Origin of the sequence: Lentzea albida, assembly GCF_900111005.1 — a bacterium.
Lineage (GTDB): Bacteria > Actinomycetota > Actinomycetes > Mycobacteriales > Pseudonocardiaceae > Lentzea > Lentzea albida.
In genome coordinates, this window is record NZ_FOFV01000005.1 from 432,682 (window position 1) to 452,290 (window position 19,609).

Annotated in this window: 20 protein-coding genes and 1 pseudogene; 10 read left to right on the forward strand and 11 right to left on the reverse strand. The window is 70.3% G+C overall.

Annotated elements, in window-relative coordinates; translation table 11 throughout:
- Positions 1-29 precede the first annotated feature (29 nt).
- Both BMY74_RS16625 and BMY74_RS16630 read right to left on the reverse strand, forming a co-directional pair.
- Entirely contained in the window at positions 30-791 is a 762-nt protein-coding gene (locus BMY74_RS16625; protein WP_245786166.1) for a M23 family metallopeptidase, read from the reverse strand.
- An 874-nt stretch (positions 792-1,665) separates the two neighbouring features.
- Positions 1,666-3,759 (reverse strand): transglycosylase domain-containing protein, encoded by a 2,094-nt coding sequence (locus BMY74_RS16630; RefSeq protein ID WP_245786167.1) that lies wholly within the window; start codon positions 3,757-3,759, stop codon positions 1,666-1,668.
- 202 nt (positions 3,760-3,961) lie between these two features.
- On the opposite strand from BMY74_RS16630, the gene BMY74_RS45745 reads away from it, so the two are divergent.
- Entirely contained in the window at positions 3,962-4,309 is a 348-nt protein-coding gene (locus tag BMY74_RS45745) for a hypothetical protein (RefSeq protein ID WP_218159646.1), read from the forward strand.
- A 45-nt stretch (positions 4,310-4,354) separates the two neighbouring features.
- The gene (locus BMY74_RS16635) at positions 4,355-5,119 is read left to right on the forward strand and encodes an RNA-guided endonuclease InsQ/TnpB family protein (RefSeq protein WP_218159647.1); all 765 of its coding nucleotides are present in this window, start codon (positions 4,355-4,357) and stop codon (positions 5,117-5,119) included.
- A 111-nt stretch (positions 5,120-5,230) separates the two neighbouring features.
- Here the strand turns inward: BMY74_RS16635 and BMY74_RS16640 are convergent, their stop codons facing one another.
- Positions 5,231-6,271 carry a carbohydrate kinase family protein gene (locus BMY74_RS16640; RefSeq protein ID WP_089916768.1) on the reverse strand — a complete coding sequence of 347 codons (1,041 nt, stop codon included), beginning with the start codon at positions 6,269-6,271 and terminating at the stop codon, positions 5,231-5,233.
- A gap of 51 nt (positions 6,272-6,322) precedes the next feature.
- Here BMY74_RS16640 and BMY74_RS16645 point away from each other — a divergent pair, with 51 nt between their 5' ends.
- Positions 6,323-7,534 (forward strand): MFS transporter, encoded by a 1,212-nt coding sequence (locus tag BMY74_RS16645; RefSeq protein ID WP_089916770.1) that lies wholly within the window; start codon positions 6,323-6,325, stop codon positions 7,532-7,534.
- Here BMY74_RS16645 and shbA read toward each other — a convergent pair.
- From shbA to BMY74_RS46195, 6 genes are all read right to left on the reverse strand, one after another.
- A complete protein-coding gene (shbA, locus tag BMY74_RS16650; RefSeq protein ID WP_245786168.1) occupies positions 7,497-8,192 on the reverse strand; it encodes an RNA polymerase sigma factor ShbA in 696 nt (231 codons plus the stop codon). The genes BMY74_RS16645 and shbA overlap by 38 nt on opposite strands.
- 145 nt (positions 8,193-8,337) lie before the next feature.
- On the reverse strand, positions 8,338-9,564 hold the full coding sequence (locus BMY74_RS16655; RefSeq protein WP_089916775.1) for an SAM-dependent methyltransferase: 1,227 nt from the start codon (positions 9,562-9,564) through the stop codon (positions 8,338-8,340).
- A complete protein-coding gene (locus BMY74_RS16660; protein WP_245786169.1) occupies positions 9,561-10,241 on the reverse strand; it encodes a DUF1365 domain-containing protein in 681 nt (226 codons plus the stop codon). Before BMY74_RS16660 ends, BMY74_RS16655 begins: the two co-directional genes overlap by 4 nt.
- Positions 10,238-11,476, reverse strand: coding sequence for an NAD(P)/FAD-dependent oxidoreductase (locus BMY74_RS16665; protein WP_245786170.1), 1,239 nt, complete (start codon positions 11,474-11,476; stop codon positions 10,238-10,240). Before BMY74_RS16665 ends, BMY74_RS16660 begins: the two co-directional genes overlap by 4 nt.
- The gene (locus BMY74_RS16670) at positions 11,469-12,140 is read right to left on the reverse strand and encodes an alpha/beta hydrolase (protein WP_245786171.1); all 672 of its coding nucleotides are present in this window, start codon (positions 12,138-12,140) and stop codon (positions 11,469-11,471) included. Before BMY74_RS16670 ends, BMY74_RS16665 begins: the two co-directional genes overlap by 8 nt.
- A gap of 68 nt (positions 12,141-12,208) precedes the next feature.
- Positions 12,209-12,397, reverse strand: coding sequence for a hypothetical protein (locus BMY74_RS46195; RefSeq protein ID WP_245786184.1), 189 nt, complete (start codon positions 12,395-12,397; stop codon positions 12,209-12,211).
- Positions 12,398-12,517: 120 nt separating this feature from the next.
- Between BMY74_RS46195 and BMY74_RS46200 the strand changes: the two are divergent.
- The 4 genes and pseudogenes from BMY74_RS46200 to BMY74_RS16690 all read left to right on the forward strand — a co-directional run bounded on the left by BMY74_RS46200 (position 12,518) and on the right by BMY74_RS16690 (position 15,206).
- A pseudogene (locus tag BMY74_RS46200) lies at positions 12,518-13,039 on the forward strand (SDR family NAD(P)-dependent oxidoreductase).
- 11 nt (positions 13,040-13,050) lie between these two features.
- Positions 13,051-13,875 (forward strand): alpha/beta fold hydrolase, encoded by an 825-nt coding sequence (locus tag BMY74_RS16680; protein WP_089916783.1) that lies wholly within the window; start codon positions 13,051-13,053, stop codon positions 13,873-13,875.
- A 20-nt stretch (positions 13,876-13,895) separates the two neighbouring features.
- Entirely contained in the window at positions 13,896-14,531 is a 636-nt protein-coding gene (locus BMY74_RS16685; protein WP_342717078.1) for a response regulator transcription factor, read from the forward strand.
- A gap of 87 nt (positions 14,532-14,618) precedes the next feature.
- Positions 14,619-15,206: a nucleotidyltransferase family protein gene (locus tag BMY74_RS16690; protein WP_089916786.1), complete on the forward strand. Its 588-nt coding sequence runs from the start codon at positions 14,619-14,621 to the stop codon at positions 15,204-15,206.
- Here BMY74_RS16690 and BMY74_RS16695 read toward each other — a convergent pair.
- A complete protein-coding gene (locus BMY74_RS16695) occupies positions 15,181-15,789 on the reverse strand; it encodes a C39 family peptidase (RefSeq protein ID WP_177229777.1) in 609 nt (202 codons plus the stop codon). The two genes, BMY74_RS16690 and BMY74_RS16695, sit on opposite strands and share 26 nt — an antisense overlap.
- Positions 15,790-16,013: 224 nt before the next feature.
- On the opposite strand from BMY74_RS16695, the gene BMY74_RS16700 reads away from it, so the two are divergent.
- A complete protein-coding gene (locus BMY74_RS16700; RefSeq protein WP_089916791.1) occupies positions 16,014-16,964 on the forward strand; it encodes a MarR family transcriptional regulator in 951 nt (316 codons plus the stop codon).
- Here the strand turns inward: BMY74_RS16700 and BMY74_RS16705 are convergent.
- Positions 16,961-17,143: a hypothetical protein gene (locus BMY74_RS16705; protein WP_089916793.1), complete on the reverse strand. Its 183-nt coding sequence runs from the start codon at positions 17,141-17,143 to the stop codon at positions 16,961-16,963. The genes BMY74_RS16700 and BMY74_RS16705 overlap by 4 nt on opposite strands.
- A gap of 95 nt (positions 17,144-17,238) precedes the next feature.
- On the opposite strand from BMY74_RS16705, the gene BMY74_RS16710 reads away from it, so the two are divergent.
- Together BMY74_RS16710 and BMY74_RS16715 are read left to right on the forward strand one after the other, a co-directional pair.
- On the forward strand, positions 17,239-17,979 hold the full coding sequence (locus BMY74_RS16710; RefSeq protein ID WP_089916796.1) for an SIS domain-containing protein: 741 nt from the start codon (positions 17,239-17,241) through the stop codon (positions 17,977-17,979).
- Between the two features lie 73 nt (positions 17,980-18,052).
- Positions 18,053-19,609, forward strand: a complete 1,557-nt coding sequence (locus BMY74_RS16715; RefSeq protein ID WP_089916797.1) for a penicillin-binding transpeptidase domain-containing protein — start codon at positions 18,053-18,055, stop codon at positions 19,607-19,609.

Consider the following 19,609-nt stretch of genomic DNA (forward strand, 5'->3'; position numbering starts at 1 on the left):
TTCCCGTGATCGTGTGACCGAAAAACCGGTCAGAGGGTCACACCGCGCTCGGCCAGCCAGCCCACCGGGTTGATCTTCTGGCCGCCGGCGACCCACACCTCGAAGTGCAGGTGCGGCCCGGTCGACTGACCGCGGTTGCCGATCGTCGCGATCTGCTGCCCGGCCTTGACCTTCGCACCCTGCGGGACGTCGATGGTGTTCATGTGGCCGTAGACGGTGATCGTGCCGTCCTCGTGCTGCACGCGCACCCACAACCCGAACCCGGACGCGGGCCCGGCCTCGATGACCGTGCCGTCCATGACGGCGACGATCGGCGTGCCGATGGCGTTCGCGATGTCGACACCGTTGTGGCTGGTGCCCCACCGCGCGCCGAACCCGGACGTGAACGAGCCCTGGGCGGGCCGCACGACCTTCGGGCGCTTCGCCTCCTCCTCGGCCGCGATGCGCGCGGCCTCGGCCTTGGCGGCCTCCTGGCGCTTCACGAACGCGCCCTCGGCGGACTTGATCGCCTCGGTGACGGTGAACTGCGCCTGGATCTGCTCTGCCTGCAGCAGCTTGCGCGTCTCGGACCCGGTGTCCACGGAGTGGATCGTCTGCGGGCCCTGCGGCGGCTGCGCGGTCATGGCCGCCGCGGCGAGGTTCTTGGTGGCCGCGACCGGCATGATCATCCGCTCGACGGGCCCGACCGTGGTGGCCGCCTGAGCGAACCCGGCGCCGGCCAACGCGCCTGCGGCGACGACCACCGCGACTGCCTTCTTGCGGTCCAGGTCCACTTTGGTGATGACGTCCACCAGCGGACCCTTCGCTCCTCGCAGGAGGGACTTCGTCTGTGACGACGAGCCCTCCGCACGATGCCGTGCCAAACCTGCCTCCATGCACTCGGGGGAGTTCGACGACCGCGCTTCGCCGGGCTTCGGGGGTCCTGGCTGCGGGCTTCGGGGGCCCGGTGTCGGACTGGACCGCTTCGGGGGGCGTTCCGTGTCCTTGCGGTTATCGAACCGTGACATGCGGCGCAGAACGTAACCTCGCGTGACCGGCGCAGGCAAGCGAAGTGGGGGTTCAGGTGATTAGGCCCACTACTGGTCACTTTGGGTAATCGGTTGGTTTAGGGCATGGTCAAGGCGCTTTAGACCAATCCTCGCGTTGGCGTTTGTACTGGTCAGTCGCTTTATCGTGAAAGGTTTGCCTCGGCGGGAGTGGGGAAAGCGGGTCGCCGGGTGGCTACTTCGCGTGGCGGCGTCGTTTGGGCGCATTTGGCTCGATTGAGCGCGTTGGGGCGTTGTCGAGCCGGCGCCGGTCATCGCCGCTTCGCGACGATCGCGATTGGGGCTGAGTCACCACCGCTGCTCAGAGCCCGTGTAGGTAGGGACGGCTCGGCTTCGCCATTGCGTTGGTAGCCAGGTCCCGCCTCCCCTCGCCCTGCCGCGCCCACACCCCTGCGCCCCAGACGGCCGCGCCTCACACCACCCCCGCGCCCCCACGCCACAGCCTCCGCACACGTCCCCGCTGCGACCCACCTCTCCTCCGCCTCCGCCTCCACCTCTTTCCGCCCGCCCCGCCCCCTCTTCCCGCGCCGCCTCTCCCCCACCCCACTGCTCCTCGCCCACAGAAAAGGGGCCGCCGGACGCACGTGGCGTCCGACGGCCCCTGGGCCGAGCTGCGTGACTACTTGTACCGGGCGGCGGCAGGCGGCAGCGGAGCCACCGGCAGGCCCTCGTGGATCACCTTCATGGCGTTGAACCACGTCGGTGCGGCCACCTGGCCACCGAAGACGCCCTGCGAGCTACCGGGGCAGAGCCTGATCGGGCTCGCGCAGATGACCTGCGGGTTGTTGCCGTCGGCGTAGGTCATGACGGCGCCCGCGAACTGCGGGGTCGCGGCCAGGAAGGCCACCGACTTGTGCTCCTCGGTGGTGCCCGTCTTGCCGATGGTGGGGCGGTTCCAGCCCGAGGCGGACGCTGCCGTGGCGGCGGTGCCGTTGCCCGTCGTGTCGTGCGACATGCCCTGGGCCAGGGAGGCGGCGAGGTCCGGGTTGATCGCTTCCTCGCAGGGCTTCTCCTTCAGCGGGATCGCCTTGCCGTAGCGGTCGAGGACCTGCTCCACCGGGGTCGGCGGGCACCAGGTGCCCTTCGAGACGATGGTGGCGGCGACGTTCGCCAGCTCCAGGACGCTCGTGGCGCCGGGGCCGAGGGTGTACGAGCCCGCGTTGTTCTGCTTCGTCCAGTCGCCCTGGGACGGGCCGTTCGACTTGTCGGAGTTCAGGGGCTCGCCGCCGCGGTTGACGCCCTGCAGCGTCTCGCGCATGCCGAGTCGGTAGGCCATGTCGACGACGTTGTTGAGGCCCGCCTTCTCCTGCAGGATGATGAAGCCGGTGTTCGGCGAGGTCGCGAGGGCCTGGGTGAGCGACATCTTGTCCGCGTACTTGCCCGAGTTCTGCACCTTCCACGGCGCGCCGCCGTTGGGGTAGACCCTGGAGAAGTAGACGTCCGGCACGTCGATGGTCTTGTCGATGCCGGTGAGGTTGCGCTCGAGTGCCGCGGCCGCGGTGAAGATCTTGTTCACCGAGCCGGGGCCGAACGGCAGCACCTCCGCGGGCACGGGACGGGCGACCTGGCCGAGCTCGGCCTTGTTGCCGAAGTCGCGGGAGGCGACGAGGGCGCGCACGCGGTGCTTGTCGGTGCCGGGCTCGACGACGGACATGACGTTCGCGATGCCGTTCTGCGTCTTCGGCACCTGCTGCTCGGCCGACTCCTTGGCCGCCTTGGTGGCCTTCTGGTCGAGCGTGGTCTTGATCGTCAGGCCGCCGCGCTGCAGCTCCTTGTTCGTGATGCCGGCTTCGCGCAGGTAGTCGAGCAGGTAGGAGCAGAAGAAGCCGTAGATCGGGCCGTCACCGGCGCCGACGCAGCCCTTGGGCAGGATCTGCAGGTCCTCGACGATGCCCAGCGGCTCGGCCTTGTACTCCTCGGCCTTCTTCTTCGCCTCGGTCTCGTCGGCACCGAACGCGCCGTTCTCGCGCATCTTGTCGATGACGATGTTGCGGCGCTCCAGCGCCTTCTCCGGGGAGGCTCCGGGGTTCAGCGACGACGGGCGGTTCGCGATCGCGGCGAGCAGCGCGGCCTGCGAGACCGTCAGCTTGTCCGCGGTCGTGTTGAAGTACGCCTTCGCGGCCGCGCCGACGCCGTAGGTCTGGTTGCCCAGCGGCACGATGTTGAGGTAGCCGGTGAGGATCTCTTCCTTGCTCATCTGCTGCTCGAGCTGCAACGCGACCCGCGCCTCGCGCATCTTGCGGCCGATCGTCGCCTCGGTGGCCTTCTCCCAGGCCTCCTGCTCGTTGTCGGCGCCGAGCACGAACGCCATGTAGTTCTTCACGTACTGCTGGGTGAGCGTCGACGCGCCCTGCGTCGCCCCACCGTCCACACCGGCCTTGGCGGCGGCACGGGCGATGCCCTGCCAGTCGACGCCCTGGTGCTCGAAGAACCGCTTGTCCTCGATCGCGAGGATCGCGCCCTTCATGGTGTCCGCGATGTCCTTGGACTCCAACGGGATGCGGTACTGGTCGTACAGGTAGGCGATGGGCTCGCCGTTGCGGTCCTGGATGGTGGTGACGAGCGGCAGCTCACCCTTCGCGAGGTCACCCGACGTCTGGTCGACCGTGTCGGCCGCGCGGTTGGACGCGAGCCCGAGACCTCCGACGAACGGGAACACCATCGCTGCGAGGAGGACGCCCGCCGTCAGGCACAACCCCATCAACTTGACCAAGCCTGACGCGCGTGCGGCGAACAAACCGCAACTCCTTCCGAACAAACCCCAGAAAGTCTCTACGTATTAAGTCGCGCGGGAGGCCCGTGAGGTTGCGTCCGCTGATCGACTGTTTCCAACCATTGTCGCAGGGATCCGCGTCTCCCGAAGGTTGGGGAGACAAACGCCAGGTCATGGCTCCACACCCTTACCCCTCGAACGGATGTTCTACTCTGAGGCGGTGAAGGTGGTCGTGCGGGTGAAGCTGCTGCCGACGCCCGCCCAGGCGATGGCGCTGTCGGCGACCCTCGCCGCGTGCAACGAGGCCGCGGGGTGGGTGTCGGAGATCGCGTTCCGCACCGGCCGGATGTCCAGGTCCGCGCTGCAGAAGGAATGTTATCCAGGTCTCAAGGACCGTGGCCTGTCCGCTCAGCCCGCGCTGCACGTCATCCGCAAGACCGCCGACGCCTACACAGTCCTGGAAGCCAACGTCGGTGCCGGCAACCTGACGGGTAAGAGCAGGGCCAGGGCGAAGTCGAAACCGATCACCTTCCGGCCGGACGCGGCATAGCCGTTCGACGACCGGTGCCTGTCGTGGCAGCACGAGGCCCGGACGGTGTCGATCTGGACCACCGCGGGCCGGGTGAAGGGAATCGGGTTCACAGGAAGTCCCGATCAGCTCACGACGGTCCGGGAACGCCGACGCGGTGAGTCGGACCTGGTGTGCGACAACGGGATGTGGTTCTTGCTCGCCACCTGCGAGATTCCCGAACGCGAGCGGTTCGAGCCCGTGGACTGGATCGGTGTGGACCGCGGCATCGTGAACCTCGCCACCACCAGTGACGGCCACAACTTCCAGGGCCGCCGGTTGTCTCGCTACCGGCGCTGGCACGCCCGCAAACGGGCCGAGCTGAACTCCAGGAACACGAAGTCCGCGAAACGCCGGCTGAAGCGCAGGGCGAAGAAGGAATCCAGGCACGCCACGTGCGTGAACCACAAGATCAGCAAGGAGATCGTGGCTGTCGCCGAACGCACCGGCCGCGGTGTCGCCATCGAGGAACTGGGCGGCATCCGCGAACGGGTACGGCTGAACCGGCGCCAGCGAGCCACGCTCTCATCCTGGCCGTTCCATCGCTTGGGCGCGTTCATGGCCTACAAGGCCCGACGTGCTGGGGTTCCATTCCAAGCGGTGGACGCTCGCCACACGTCCCAGATGTGCCCGAGGTGCCGGCACACCGCGAAGAACAACCGTCCCACCCGAGATGTCTTCCTCTGTCGCCGGTGTGGTCTCGCTGGACCCGCTGACGTCGTCGCCGCCGTCAACGTGAGAACACGGGCACGGTCGGCGTGGGTATTTGCCACCATGCCCGCACCACTCTGAACAGACTGGTGGATGCGTCACGGATGCCGCAGCCAGCGGTACGCCGCGAACGCGACTCGGTGTGAACTGTCGAGCCGGTGGGCTCGGCCGTGCACGGCCGAGGAGGTGGCCCTACCGGAGCAGTCGGAGGCCGATCGTCGGACTGGCCCTGCGGACCTCGACGCCCGAGTGGTCGGGCAGCAGGTCGTCGAGGAACCCATAACGCGACAGCTCCTCGTCGGGGCGCCTGCTCACCGTCCGCCACCAGACCGCGATGTCCCCCCAGCCGGGCGCCGACAGGGAGCCACCGAAGTGCTGCACGGACAGGGCGGCGCACAGGTTCGCGAACCGCACCCGGTGTTCGAGCGGCCACCCGGCCAGAGTGCCCATCACGAACCCCGCGCCAAACACGTCCCCGGCACCTGTCGCGTCGAGTTGCGCGACGTTCAGCCCCGGCACCTCCACGCACTCGCCGGTGGCGCTGTCGACGGCGACCGCCCCCGCGCCGCCGCGTGTGACGACCACCACGGGGACGTGCTCGGCGAGTTTGCGGGCGGCGGCCTCCGGGGTGTCGGTGCGCGTGTAGCCCTGCGCCTCCACGTGGTTCGGGAGGAACACGTCATAACCGTCGAGCCGGCGCAGCAGCTCCGGCGACCACGCGCCGGTGCGGTCCCAGCCGATGTCGGCGAAGAGCTTCGCGCCGTTCTGCTTCGCCGTGCGCACCCACTGCTCGTCCTCGGCCTGGATGTGCACGAAGCACGCCCGTGCGGACGGCGGTGGCGAGAAGAGGTCGTCGGCGACGACGGGGGCCTTGTGCCCGTGCGTGACCATGCTGCGGTCGCTCTCCATCGCCATGCTCACGGTCACCGGCGAGTGCCACCCGTAGAAGCGGCGGCAGTAGGAGAGGTCGACGCCCTCCTGGTCCGCGAGCACGTCCCAGCAGAAGTCGCCGTACGCGTCCTCGCCGAACGCCGCCGCGAGCGCGGTCTTCAGCTCGAGCCGGCGCAGCGCCACGGCGAGGTTCGCGATCCCGCCGGGACACGACCCGAGGCCTTCTGACCACACCTCGGTGCCCGGCTCCGGTGGGCGGGGCAGGCCGGTGAAGATGATGTCGAGGAAGACCGTGCCGGTCAGCAGCACGTCGAAGTCGGGGGCAGCCGTGGGATCAGCCATGCGTAGACCTTGCCACCCGGCACCGACGACCATGCGTTAGAAACGACGCTCATGGGGGTTCCGCTCAGGAAAAACGTCCAGTTCCAGCTGCTGTGGCTCGGGGGCACCGTGTCGCAGCTCGGCACCACGATGACGACGCTGGCGATGCCGCTGCTGGTCGTGGCGCTCACCGGGTCCTACTTCCTGCCCGGCGTGATCGCGGGCGCGCGGGCGGCGGCGCTGCTGCTGGCCCTGATGCCCGCGGGCGTGTGGGTGGACCGCTGGGACCGCGGGAGGACGCTGGTCTGGAGCCAGACGGTCCAGGCCCTCGCGGCCGCCGCGCTGGCCGCCGCCGTGCTCACCGGGCACGTGCAGGTGGTGGTCTTCGTGGTGCTGGCCGTCGTCGACGGCGTCTGCACGGCGTTCGCGGGTCCGGCGCGCACCGCCGCGATCCAGGCCGTCGTCCCCGAGGAGCAGCTCAGGACCGCCTACGCCCAGGAGGAGGCCCGCGGCCACGCGGCACGGGTCGCCGGACCGCCGCTCGGCGCGCTGCTGATCGCCGCCGGCCGTGCGGTGCCGTTCGTGGTCGACGCGATCACGTTCGCCCTGGCCGCCGTGTGCGCCTGGTTCGCGAAGATCCCGGCGCGCGGCGAGCCGAAGCCGCGCCAGCGGATGCGGCACGACCTGAAGGACGCGGGCCGCTGGCTGTGGCGCCAGACCGGGCTGCGGAACCTGACGGTCGTCTTCCTCGTGCTGAACCTGCTCGGCGGTGCCTCGATGCTGCCGGTGCTCGCCCTCGTCGCGGAACGCGGTGGCTCCGGCCTCGACACGGGAGTGGTGATCGCGGGCATCGGGGTCGGCGGGATCATCGGTTCGCTGGTGTCGCCGAGGGTCGCTCTCGCGCCCGGCAGGCTGATGGTCGTGGTGCTGGTCGTGTTCGGCGCCTGCAACCTCGCGATGGTGCTCCCGTTCGGCGTCTTCTGGCCGTTCGTGCCGCTGGCCGTCACCGCCACGGTCACGCCGTTGATCAACGTCTCGGTGTCCGCGCTGCACTCGCAGCTGGTGCCCGAGGACATGATGGGCCGCCTGGACGCGGTCTCGACGCTGGCCGCGCGCGTGCTGACCCCGCTGGCCCCGGCGCTCGGCGGTCTCCTGGCCGGGGTGGTCGGCGGGGCGGTGGCGTTGGCGGTCTTCGGTGCGTTGATCCTCGTCACAGCGCTGGTGGCGGCGTTCACCGACCTCAGCGTCAGCCCTCCTCGGCGATCATCTCCCGCATCCGGGTGAGCGCGCGGTGCTGCGCCACCCGCACGGCTCCCGGAGTCGACGAGACGGCCAGTGCGACCTCCTCGGCGGACAGGCCCACGGCCACCCGCAGCACGAGGATCTCGCGCTGGCGGGCCGGCAGCTTGTGCAGCAGGCGCGTGACCTGGGCCATCATCTCGCCGTTGACGGCGTGCTGCTCCGGGCCCGCCTCCAGCGAGGGGCAGTCGGGCAGCTCCGGGACGACCTCCGCGCGGTTGCGGACGGCGCGGCGGCGGGCGTCGGCGACCTTGTGCGCGGCGATGCCGTAGACGAACGCCAGGAACGAGCCCGGTTCGTAGCGGTACTTCGACAGGGCGCCGAGGACGGCCACGCAGACCTCCTGCGCGATGTCCTCGGCCGAGACGAGCGTGCGCTCACGGCCGCCGACCCGTGCGCGGCAGTAGCGCACGATCAGCGGCTGGATGCGGCCGAGCAGGTGCTCGACCGCCCGTCTGTCTCCGTCAAGAGCGGCGTCGACGAGGTCGGAGAACTCGGCTTCGGCGAGCCACTGGTTGGAGACCGGTGCCTGGCGCACCCGACGGCGCATGGGCACCGTTGGCGAGTTCCACGCCCCCGTGTCCTCAGTGGGAACGAGTACCGCGACACCACCACCGGTCCGCACGGCTGTGGGCATGACCATCCCGGCGACCTCCTCCACTACAGCGACACTGGGGTTCCACTGAAGAAGAGACCGCAGCGTGCCGTTTGATACCGGCTGCTTCCAAGAGGACCACGAAGTCCAGTCGGGTGGGGCCACCAGCACCCTTTTGGGGTAGAACGTGGTCCTAACGGCCCAGTCTTTCGGCCATGCCGAACTGCTGGACGCCGAGGTATCCGACGCGGAAACCGGCCTCCGAGTAGGCGAGGTAGAACTCCCACATCCGGCGGAACGTGTCGTCGAAGCCCAGGTCCGCCACCTCGTCCCAACGGGTGAGGAACGTGTCGCGCCAGCGCTTGAGCGTCTCGGCGTAGTCGAGGCCGAACGACCGCGACTCGACGATCTCCAGGCGGGTGTGGTCGCGCACCGACTCCTCGATCGAGCGGACCGACGGGATGAGCCCGCCGGGGAAGATGTACTTGTGGATCCAGGTGTAGCTGGCCTTGCTCGCGATCATGCGGTCGTGCGGCATCGTGATCGCCTGCAGTCCGACGCGGCCTCCGGGGGCGAGCACGCGGTCGAGCATCGAGAAGTACGCGGGCCAGTACTCGGCACCGACGGCCTCGATCATCTCGACGCTGACGACGGCGTCGTACCGGCCGTGCTCCTCACGGTAGTCGCGCAGCTCGACCGTCACCCGATCGTGGAGGCCCGCGTCCCTCACCCGGTCCAACGCCAGCTTCCGCTGCTCTGCGGAGATGGTCAGCGACGTGACGGTGGCGCCCCGCTGGGCGGCCCGGATGGCGAGCGCGCCCCAACCCGTGCCGATCTCCAGCACGCGTGAGCCCGAGCGCACGCCCGCGTAGTCGAGCACGCCGTCGATCTTGCGCAGCTGGGCGCTGTGCAGGTCGGTGTCGGAGCCCTCGAACAACGCCGACGAGTACGTCATCGTCTCGTCGAGGAACACGCCGAACAGCTCGTTCGACAGGTCGTAGTGGCGGTGGATGTTCTGCCGGGAGCCCGCCACGTCGTTGATCTCGGTCTGCCGCCGCTCGGCCCACCGCCGCATCCGCTGCAGGCCGGGCGGGATCAGGGTCGAGAGGCGGGCCGCGAACGCCGCGAGCACGTCCGCGAGCTCGTCGGACGTCCAGTCGCCGACCATGTAGGCCTCGCCGAAGCCGATCTTGGCGTCGGCACCGAGCCGGTGGAAGAACTCCGCGGGCCGCACCAGGTGCATGACCGGGCCGCCGGCGCCCCACTCCCTGCCGTCCGGGAACCGCACGGTCACCGGCAGCGAGCGCACGGCGTTGCGGAACAACGACTCGGCGATGCGGGCGCGCATCGGCGACCGCGGCGCGTCGAAGAGCCCCGGCCAAATGCCCTGGCCGGGTAGTGGCAACGACAACGTGCTCATCCATCACTCCTGGGGATGATCGGTACGCGCCTCAGGTAGAGCGCGATTCCATGACGCCTGATCAGCGCGGACACGCGCTGGGGCATCAGCGGCCGCCGGAACAGCATGCGCAGCCCGGAGCTGCGCGTGCCCTTCATGGTGGCGCTGAAGGTGGTCTTGCCGTTCTGCCGCAACGCGATCGTCACGGACAGCTGGTCCCCCGGCTTCGGCAGCTTCATCACGTAGTGGCCGTCGACCTCGAGGAACGGGGAGACGTAGAACTCCTTGTCGACCGACGCACGGCCCTTGTCGTCGGTGCGCAGCAGATAGCAGTGCCGTCCGCCGTAGGTGTTGTGGACCTCCGCGACGACGCACACGAGCTCTCCGGACGCGTCGTGGCACCAGTACACGGACAGCGGGTTGAAGACGTAGCCGAGCACGCGCGCGTTGGCGAGCATCAGGACCTGGCCACCGCCGAGGTCGATGTCGCGCTCGGCCAGCCACTCGTCCAGGTTCTGCCGGATCGTCCTGTCAGGCGATCCGAGGTGGTCGCGTGCCTCGAACTTCGCGAAAGGCCGCGCCCACAGCGGCAGCCGCGGCAGTCCGTCGAGGTCGACCAGCCACATGTAGGCGCGGTGGCTGAACGCCCTGTCGATCAGTTCGCGACGCGAGTGCGTGATGAGGACGTCGTAGATCACCACTCGACCCCGAAGTGCCTGGCAGCTCTCACCCCGGATGCGCAGCCGTCCTCGTGGAAGCCCCAGCCGTGGTAGGCACCGGCGTAGGCGGTCGAGCCGGTGTTGAGCTCGGGCAGACGTCGTTGCGCCGCAACGGAGTCCGGCGTGTAGATCGGGTGCTCGTAGACCATCTTCGCGAGCACGCTGTCCGGGTTCACGTCGTGCGGGTTGAGCGTGACGACGAAGTCGCGGGGCTCGTCGAGGCGCATCAGCCGGTTCATGTGGTAGCTGACGAGCACCTCGCCGCCCGTCTCGCGGCAGGCGCGCTTGTAGAGGTTCCACGAGGCCCGAGCGCCGGGCGTGCGGGGCAGGATCGACGCGTCGGTGTGCAGCCAGGTCTCGTTGCGCGAGTACTGGAACGCGCCGAGCACCTCCTTCTCCTCGCCCGTCGGGTCGGCGAGCAGGCCCAGCGCCTGGTCCGGGTGCGTGGCGATGACGACGTGGTCCGCGGTGTGCAGCACGTTGTCCTCGTCGCGGATCTCGACGCGGCCGCCGGTGCGCGTGACGGCCCGGACGGGCGTGCCGACGTGGACGGCCTTGAGGCCCTTCACGGCGCGGTCCACGTAGTTGCGCGAGCCGCCGACGACCGTCTTCCACTGCGGGGTGCCGCCGATGGTGAGCATCCCGTGGTTCGACAGGAACTCGAACAGGTACCAGGCCGGGTATTTCATGCTGAGCGCCGCGCCGGACGACCACACGGCGCTGACCAGCGGGATGATGAAGTGGTCGACGAAGTACCGGCTGTACCCGCCGATCGCCAGGAACGCACCGAGCGTGACGTCGTGCGCCTCCTCGTGGGCGAGGACGCGCTGGGCGTGCCGGTAGAACCGCGTGACCTCGCTGAGCATCCGCAGGTAGTCGAGGTTGATGGCGTTCTCGCGGCGGGCGAAGAGCCCTGGCAGCTTCTTCGCGCCCGCGTACTCGAGGCCGCAGCCGTCGCAGCGGACGCTCATCGACATCTCGGAGTCCTGAGTGGACACGCCGAGCTCGCGGAAGAGCTTGATCAGGTTCGGGTACGTCCGTTCGTTGTGGACGATGAACCCGCTGTCGACGTGCACGCCGTCCAGGTCGTGCGTGTGCGCGTGACCGCCGAGCCTGTCGTCGGCCTCGAACAGCGTGACCTCGTGCTTGCGTTGCAACACATAAGCTGCCGTGAGCCCGGCAACCCCTGCTCCGACGACGGCGACCTCAGCCACGCGAGCCTCCCAACGGCACGTCGAGGCCTCGCGGTGAGGCCTCCCGCATCGCATTCGCGATGTCGGGCGCGACCGGTTCGAGCCCCAGCTCACCGTGGACGAAGGAGACGACCAGCCGCGTCCAGTCCCTGGCCCTCTTGAGCATCGCGTGCCCGTCACCGACGACGCTGAACCGCGCCACCCGGTCCGTCACGGTCTTGGCCTGTCGCGCGAACGCGAGGGACTTCGCGGGGTCGGTCATCCGCTCCTGGTCGCCGTGCGCGATCAGCAGCGCCTTGCCGCGGAGCTGTTCATAGGGCTCTCCGGGCACGAGCCACGGCGCGAGCGCGCACACCGCGACCACGCTCGGATGGCCCGCCACGCGTAACGCCGTCCGCCCGCCCATGGAGTGGCCGACGAGGACGACCGGTGCGCCCGGATGCAGCTCGGCGATCCTGTCGAGCGCCCACCGCGCGTCCTTGACGGGGTCGAGGCTCGGCGCGTTCCAGCCGCGGACCCGGTAGCGGAGGTTCCAGACCTCGACGCCGGGCGCGCGCAGGGCGCGGGCCAGCGGCACCATCCTCAGATACGCGAGGTTGAGGCGCTTGACGGGTTCCTGGCCGTGTTCGCGGCCGCCGTGCAGCACGAGCACGACGGCATTCGTACCGTCCTGCGGTTTCGCCACGTCTACATGCGGGTGCACATTTGATGTTCGTGAGGTCACGCCCTTCGGCTCGCCCGTTGAGAGCCAGGTCACACCTCGCGGACGAACTGCCTCATCGCCGTGCCGACGAGCCCGTCGAGCTGCTCCGGTCCCGCGAGGGCGCTGTTGATGACGAGGGCGATCCCCTGCAGCATCGCGAACATGACCAGCCCCAGGCGGTCGGGGTCGTCCGGCCGGAGCAACCCCTCCGACTGTCCACGCAGGACCAGCTCCCGCATCAGCCCGAACGGCCCCTCGGCCGCCGCGACGATCCTGCTCGCCGATCTCCCCGGCCAGGTCGCGCAGGGCGGTGCGGAGGTTGCCGTGGTGGTAGGGCCGGTCGTCGGGCACGAGCCTCCCTGACCGGCCGCACCGTCGTCGTGACCGGCGCGAACAGCGGGATCGGGCGTGCCTCCGCCCGCGTGTTCGCCCGTCGGGGCGCCCGTGTCGTGCTCGCCGTGCGCAACCCGGACAAGGGCGCGGAGGCCGCCGCGACGATGACCGGCGAGGTCGAGGTCCGCCGGCTTCGAGCTGCAGTTCGGCACCAACCACCTGGGCCACTTCGCGCTCACGAACCTCCTCCTGCCGCGGATCCGGGAACGGGTCGTCACGGTGTCGTCCACCGGCCGACGGCCGCGTACGCGCAGACCAAGCTCGCCAACCTGCTGTTCACGTCCGAACTGCAGCGCAGGCTCGCGCGGGCCGGCTCCCCGGTGACCGCGACGGCGGCGTACCCCACGCTGTTCGCGGCGACGCAGGACGTTCCCGGCGGGTTCCTGGAGGGGCGTGGCGCGCCGAAGCTGGTCGGCCGTTCGGCGAGGGCGCGCGACACCGCGGTGGCGCGCCGCCTGTGGGACGTGTCCGCCGAACTCACGCAGTAGGGTTCGCACCCGTGATCGACCACATCAGCATCGAGACCGAGGCAGGTTCCTTCGACGCCATCGCGTCCGGTCCCGAGGACGGCCGCCCGGTGTTGCTGCTGCACGGTTTCCCCGAGGCCGCCATCGAGTGGGAGCACCAGGTGGCGGTGCTCGGCGTGAACGGCTTCCGCGCCGTCGCCCCCGACCAGCGCGGCTACTCCCCCGGCGTGCGCCCGGAGCAGGCCTCCGAGTACACCGTCACGCACCTGGTCGGTGACGTGGTCGCGATGGCCGACGCGCTCGGCTGGGGCACGTTCGACCTGGTCGGGCACGACTGGGGCGGCGCGGTGGCGTGGTGGACGGCGATCGAGCACCCCGAGCGCGTGCGCACGCTGACCGTCTTCTCCACACCGCACCCCGGTGCGTTGAAGACGGCGCTGAAGACCGACGAGGACCAGGCGATGCGGTCGCAGTACATGCTCGACTGGCGTGAGCGCAGCACCGAGAAGCGCATGCTCGACAACAACGCCCACGCCCTCAAGCAGATGTTCGAGTGGCGGGTCCGGCCCTCGCACGTCGAGGAGTACGTCCAGCGACTGAGCGAACCGGGCGCGTTGACCGCCGCCCTGAACTGGTACCGCGCCGGAAGGCCGCACGGCGCCGCCGACAAGGTGAGCGTCAAGACCATGTACGTGTGGAGCACCGAGGACGTCGCGTTCGGATCGGTGGCCGCGTTCGAGACCGAGAAGTGGTGCACCGGGCCGTACCGGTTCGAGATGGTCGAGGACGTCAGCCACTGGATTCCGGAGGAGATCCCGGAAGCGGCCTCCTCGCTGATCCTGGAGAACCTGAACTAGCGAGCCACAACGCCGCCGCCGTGTACGCGCCGAGCACCGCGAGACCCGCCCACCACGGCAGCGACCAGGGGATGCCCGTCGACGTCGCGCACGACGGGCTGACGGCCGCCGCCGAACTCGACCTCACCGGGTACGACGTCGTGGTCCTGGACCGCGACCTGCCGGGCCTGCACGGCGACGTGCTGTGCCAGATGATCACCGACCGGGCAGACCGGCCGATGGTGCTCATGCTGACCGCGGCGAGCGCACCCGGCGACCGCGTCAGCGGACTGACGCTCGGCGCGGACGACTACCTCGCCAAGCCCTTCCACTTCCCCGAACTGGTCCTGCGCGTACGGGCACTCGCCCGCCGCAGGCCGGACGCCAGGCCCAGGGTGGTGCGCGTGGCCGGGATCGAGCTGGACCCGGTGCGCAGGACCGTCGTCCGCGACGGGCGGCCGCTCGCCCTCTCGGTGAAGGAGTTCGCCGTGCTGGAGGCCCTGCTGCGGGCGCACCCCGGCTTCCTCAGCGCCGAGGCGCTGCTCGAGCAGGTCTGGGACGAGAACGCCGACCCGTTCACCAACACGGTGGCGGTGACGGTGGGCCGGCTGCGGCGCAAGCTCGGCGACCCGCCGATCGTCTCGACCACGCCGGGAGTGGGCTACCGGATCACGTGACGCCGCACGGACCGATTCCGCAGCGAGCCACCGGACCGCATGACGCCGCACGGGCCGTTTCCCCGACGAGCCACTAGATTCGAACCCATGCGCGTAGCCGGTCTTCTGCTCGCCGCGGGGGCCGGCCGCCGCTTCGGCTCCCCCAAGGCCCTGGTCCCGTTGCACGGCAAGCTCTTCGTGGACTCGGCCGCCGAGCTCCTCAGGGCCGCCGGCTGCGACCCGGTCGTCGTCGTGCTCGGCGCGCAGGCCGCGGAAGTGCGCGCCCAGGCCGTTCTCGAAGGCGTGACCGTCGTCGACAACCCGGACTGGGCCACCGGCATGGGGTCGTCGCTGCGCACCGGGCTGCACGCGGCCGGCATCGCGGACGCGGTGGTCGTCCTCCCGGTCGACACCCCCGGGGTCACCGTCGCGGCGCTGCACCGCCTGATGGCGCTCGCCGAGCCGAAAGCACTGGCCAGAGCCACCTACGACGGCGAGATCGGCCATCCGGTGCTGATCGGGTCGGACCACTTCGCGGGCGTGATGTCGTCCGCGGCGGGCGATCACGGCGCGCGGGACTACCTCAAGGCGAACACCGTCCGCCTCGTCGACTGCGCCGACGTGGCGGACGGTGCGGACATCGACCGGCCCGAGGACCTCGGGCCGTGGATCAGGCCACGTACCGGCGGAGCTTGATGCCGCTCGCCACGTTGTCGGCCTTCAGCCAGTGCAGCGCGCCACCCGCGTAGGCGGGGTCGGCCACGGCGAACTCTCCGCCGCCGGCGCGGTAGCCGACGATCGTGGCGTAGTGGCCACCGGAGTAGTTGCGGCCGTTGAGCTTCACCACGTTGATGACGACGGCGTGGCCGCGGTTGGCGTTGTAGACGACGTCGGCCCTCAGCTTCTCCCTCAGCTGTGCGTCGGTCGACCACTGCTTGACCTGGTAGTAGGTCGAGCCGGTGTAGTGGTCGAGGGCGTTCTCGAGGTTCTTGATGTTGGGCAGGCCGTTGGTCGTGACCTTCATGAACGAGGCCAGCGTGGACTGCTCGACCTTCTTGCCCCGCGCGGTCAGGGCGATGCGGGCGGCCGCCGCGGAGCACCAGTAGCCGGTCTTCTGGACCTGGAACTCGTGCGGCAGAACGCCTTCCGCCTGCACGCCGAGCTCGGCGGCGGCCGGGATGACGGTCTCCCCCGGCGACGCGAGCGCGACCGGCGCGGTCAGGATGGTCATGGCGACACCGGCGGCCGCGATCGCCCCGGTGATCTTGGCGAGCTTCACTGCTGTTTCCCCCTTGGTGGTGGCGCCGTCCCCTGATCGGCGCTGGACGAAAGCTTGGCGGCGGAGCGCGAAGAGCCGCCACCACATTCGGCCAGGACCTAAAGAGCCAGGTAGACGCACTCGCGGCAACGCACGCAGCCACTCAGGGTGGGCGATATGCCTCTTTCGGATGAGTCACCTCGAATCCGGTACAGGTCGCGGTCCGCTGTGCCAGCCTGCTTGCTGTGCTGCACGTCCACTTCACGGCGGAGGACCTGGCGAGGGTGCGCGTCGCCGCTGGTCCGGACCCGATGTGGGAGATCCTGCTCAGCCTGCACGTGCTGCGGCAGCGGTCGGCGGCGGCTGTGTTCGGCACGTGGCGGACGGCGGCGCGGACGACGGTGCGCGACGACGCCCGCTGGCTCATGCAGCTCGCGCCACCCGTGGGCTACTCACCGGACTTCCTGACCCCCACCGCGGGCTCGTGCGAGGTGGACGCCGGCATCGACGCGGTGCTGTCGACGCCGGTGGAGTCGTTGCGCGCGGACCTGGAGCAACTGGGCTGCCAGCAACGCCTCGACCCGCGCACGCACCTGCTGGCGTGCGGCGACGTGGCCACTTTGGACTCGCTCGGCGAGGCGTTGCGCGCCTACCACCGCCACGCGCTCGCCCCGATCTGGTCCGAGGTGCGCGCCGTCGTCGACGCCGACCGGGCGGTGCGGGCGCGGTCCTTCCTGGACAACGGTTGCGAGGGCGTGCTCGCGTCCCTGCACCCGACGATCACGTGGGCGCCACCGGTGCTGTCGATCGAGTCGCGCTTCCCCCGGCGGGACGTCCACCTGCGCGGCCAGGGGCTGGTGCTCGTGCCGTCGTACTTCTGCTGGGAGCGGCCGATCATGCTCCGCGACCAGAACCGCGCGCCCGTGCTCGTCTACCCGATCGCCCGCGACCTGCACGTGACCAGCGCGGGCAGACGGCCGCTGGAGGCGTTGCTCGGCCGCACCCGCGCCGCCGCTCTGGAGGTCATCGCCGGCGGCTGCACGACCACGGAACTGGCGCGCCGGCTGGGGATCTCCGCCGCCTCGGCCAGCGCGCACGCCTCGGTGCTGCGCGACGCGGGCCTGGCCGTGGCGCAGCGCCACCGCAACTCGGTGCTGCACACGGCGTCGGCACTGGGCATCGAACTGCTCGCCTAAGGCCTCGCGTGCACGGCCGCCCGAGCGCACCCGCCGGCGACCACGAGCAGCGCCAGCGCCACCCACACCGGCCAGAGCTCGGAGTAGGTGACCGCCAGCGCGATGTTCGTGGCCGCCGCCGCCGTGAAGACCGCGACCAGCACCACCCAGAAGTAGAAGTACCGCCTGATCCAACCCACCCCCTGCCCGCACGAGTGCCGTCATCGCGCGTATCGAGGTTTGTGGTGCCCGGGTTACTGGTGGGGTCATGCGTGATCGGGTACTACTGACCGGCATGACGACCGACACCGTGACCGGGTCCGACTACGGCAACCTCGTGCGCACGCACCTGACGCGCGTCGAGCAGCACAACGCGGCCGCGCTCGACGACGTGGCCGAACTCGTGCTGGCCGCCGTCCAGGCCGACGGAATCCTCCTCACCGCGGGCGCGGGGCACTCGCTGGCAGCGGTCGCCGAGACCTTCTACCGGGCCGGTGGCCTGGCCTGCGTCCGCCCGATCTACCACCCCGAACTGCTGCCGATGCACGGCGCGATCAGCAGCACTTCGGCCGAACGCCGCTCCGGCCTCGCCGCCGAGGTGCTCGGCGAGTCCGGCCTCGCCCCGCACGACGTGCTGTTCGTGTTCTCGACGTCGGGCGTGAACTACTACCCCGTCGAGCTGGCGCAGGAGGCCGCGAACAAGGGCTGCCCGGTCGTGGCCGTGACGTCGGTGGCGTCGAGCGCGCAGGCCCCGCGCCGTGCGGGTGTCACGCTGGCCGAGGTCGCGACCGTCGTCCTCGACAACCTGGTGCCGCCCGGCGACTCGACCTACCCGGTGGAGGCCCCGGTGACGGCGGCGATCTCCACGGTGGCCACGACGTTCCTGTGGAACCTGCTGATGGTGCGCCTGCACGACAAGGCGGCCGAGTCCGGCGTGCAGCTGCCGCTGTGGCGCAGCGCGAACGTGGAGGGCGGCGACGCGGCCAACGCCGACCTGCTCCGCCACTACCAGACCCGCGTCCCGCAGCTCGGATAGGTGGAAATCCTCAGTTCCTCTCAGCGTCGCCCCGCTAGTGTCCCCAGCGGGGAAGCACGTACCTGGGGGAACAGTGGAACAGAAGACGCGTAGATGGATCCTGATCAGCGGAGCGCTCGTCACGACGGCCGTCGTCGGAGTGGCGGGCGCTCTGCTGTGGTCGGGCAGCAGGACAGTGGTGGTCGCCGACGAACCCGCCAAGCCGGCGGAAACGCCGGCCCAGGTCGCGAACTCGTTCCTGACGAGGGCGTTCTCGGGCCCCGCCGGCGCCGCCGGTTTCACCGACGCGCCGGATGCGGCGTCCGCGGCTCTCGAGGCCAGCAAAGCAGGCATGGGCTCCTCCGCCTACCAGGCCACCCTCGCGAGGTCCGAACCTCCGGCGGCCGACGCCACCACCACCGAGCTCACCGCGGCCGTCACGTGGACGATGCCGAGCTCGTCGGTGCTGAAGTACGACGTCAAGGTGCCGATGACGCGCGCGGGTGGCACCTGGAAGGTCCACTGGACCCCCGCGCTCATCCACCCGCAGCTGACGGAGGGCGCCTCCCTCACCTACCGCAAGGCGCTGTCGGACGGCGCGCTGCTCGGCCGCGACGGCAAGCCGTTCGTGCAGGGCGCGATCCCGGACGGCCTCTACAAGACGATCACCGGCGTGGTCGGCGACCCGAGGGGCACCGACGGCTGGGAGGTCGGCATCACCGCCGGCGGCGCCTTCACCAAGCTCGACGGCAGGGCCGCGGAGGGCGGCGAGAAGATCACCATCACCATCGACCCCGCCCGTCAGGCGGCGGCCCAGGCGGCGGTCGACGCGCTGCCGCAGGGTGCGGCGATCGTCGCGATCGAGGCCTCGACCAGCGAAGTCCTCGCCGTGGCGCAGAACAAGGCGTTGAGCGGCACCAACCCGTTCGTCGGCCGTTACGCCCCCGGCTCGACGATGAAGATCGTGACGGCGGCCGCGGCCATGAACGCGGGCCTGGTGCAGGCGAACACCCCCGTGGCGTGCCCCGCCAAGGCCACCATCGGCACCCGCACGATCAACAACGCGGGTTTCGGCCACGACAGCGTGCCGTTCCGCACGGCGTTCGCCCTGTCCTGCAACACGACGTTCGGTGACCTGGGCTCCAAGCTCGCCCCGAACGCCCTGCCGGACATGGCGAAGCGCTTCGGCCTGGGCGCCGACTGGACGGTCACCGGTGCCGAGACGAACACCGGCAAGGTGCCGCCCGCCACCGGCGACCAGCAGGTGGAGAACAGCTTCGGCCAGGGCAACGTGGTGGCGAGCCCGTTCGGCATGGCGCTGGTGGCGGCCACCGTCGTCTCGGGCAGGACCCCGGCACCGACCTTGTTGCGCGGCAAGCCCTCCGAGCCGAACGACGTCGCGGCGGGCCCTCCCGCGGCGGTGCTGGCGCCGTTGCGGGCGATGATGCGCGAGGTGGTCACGTCCGGAACGGCCAAGCAGCTCGCCGCAATCCCGGGCCTCGCGGGCAAGACCGGCACCGCGGAGGCGGGCGGCGGTGACGAGCACGGCTGGTTCGTCGGCTACCAGGGCAACGTGGCGTTCGCGGTCGTCGTCGAGAAGGCCGGTTCGTCGGCCGGCGCGCTGAACGCGACGGCGGCGTTCCTCAAGTGA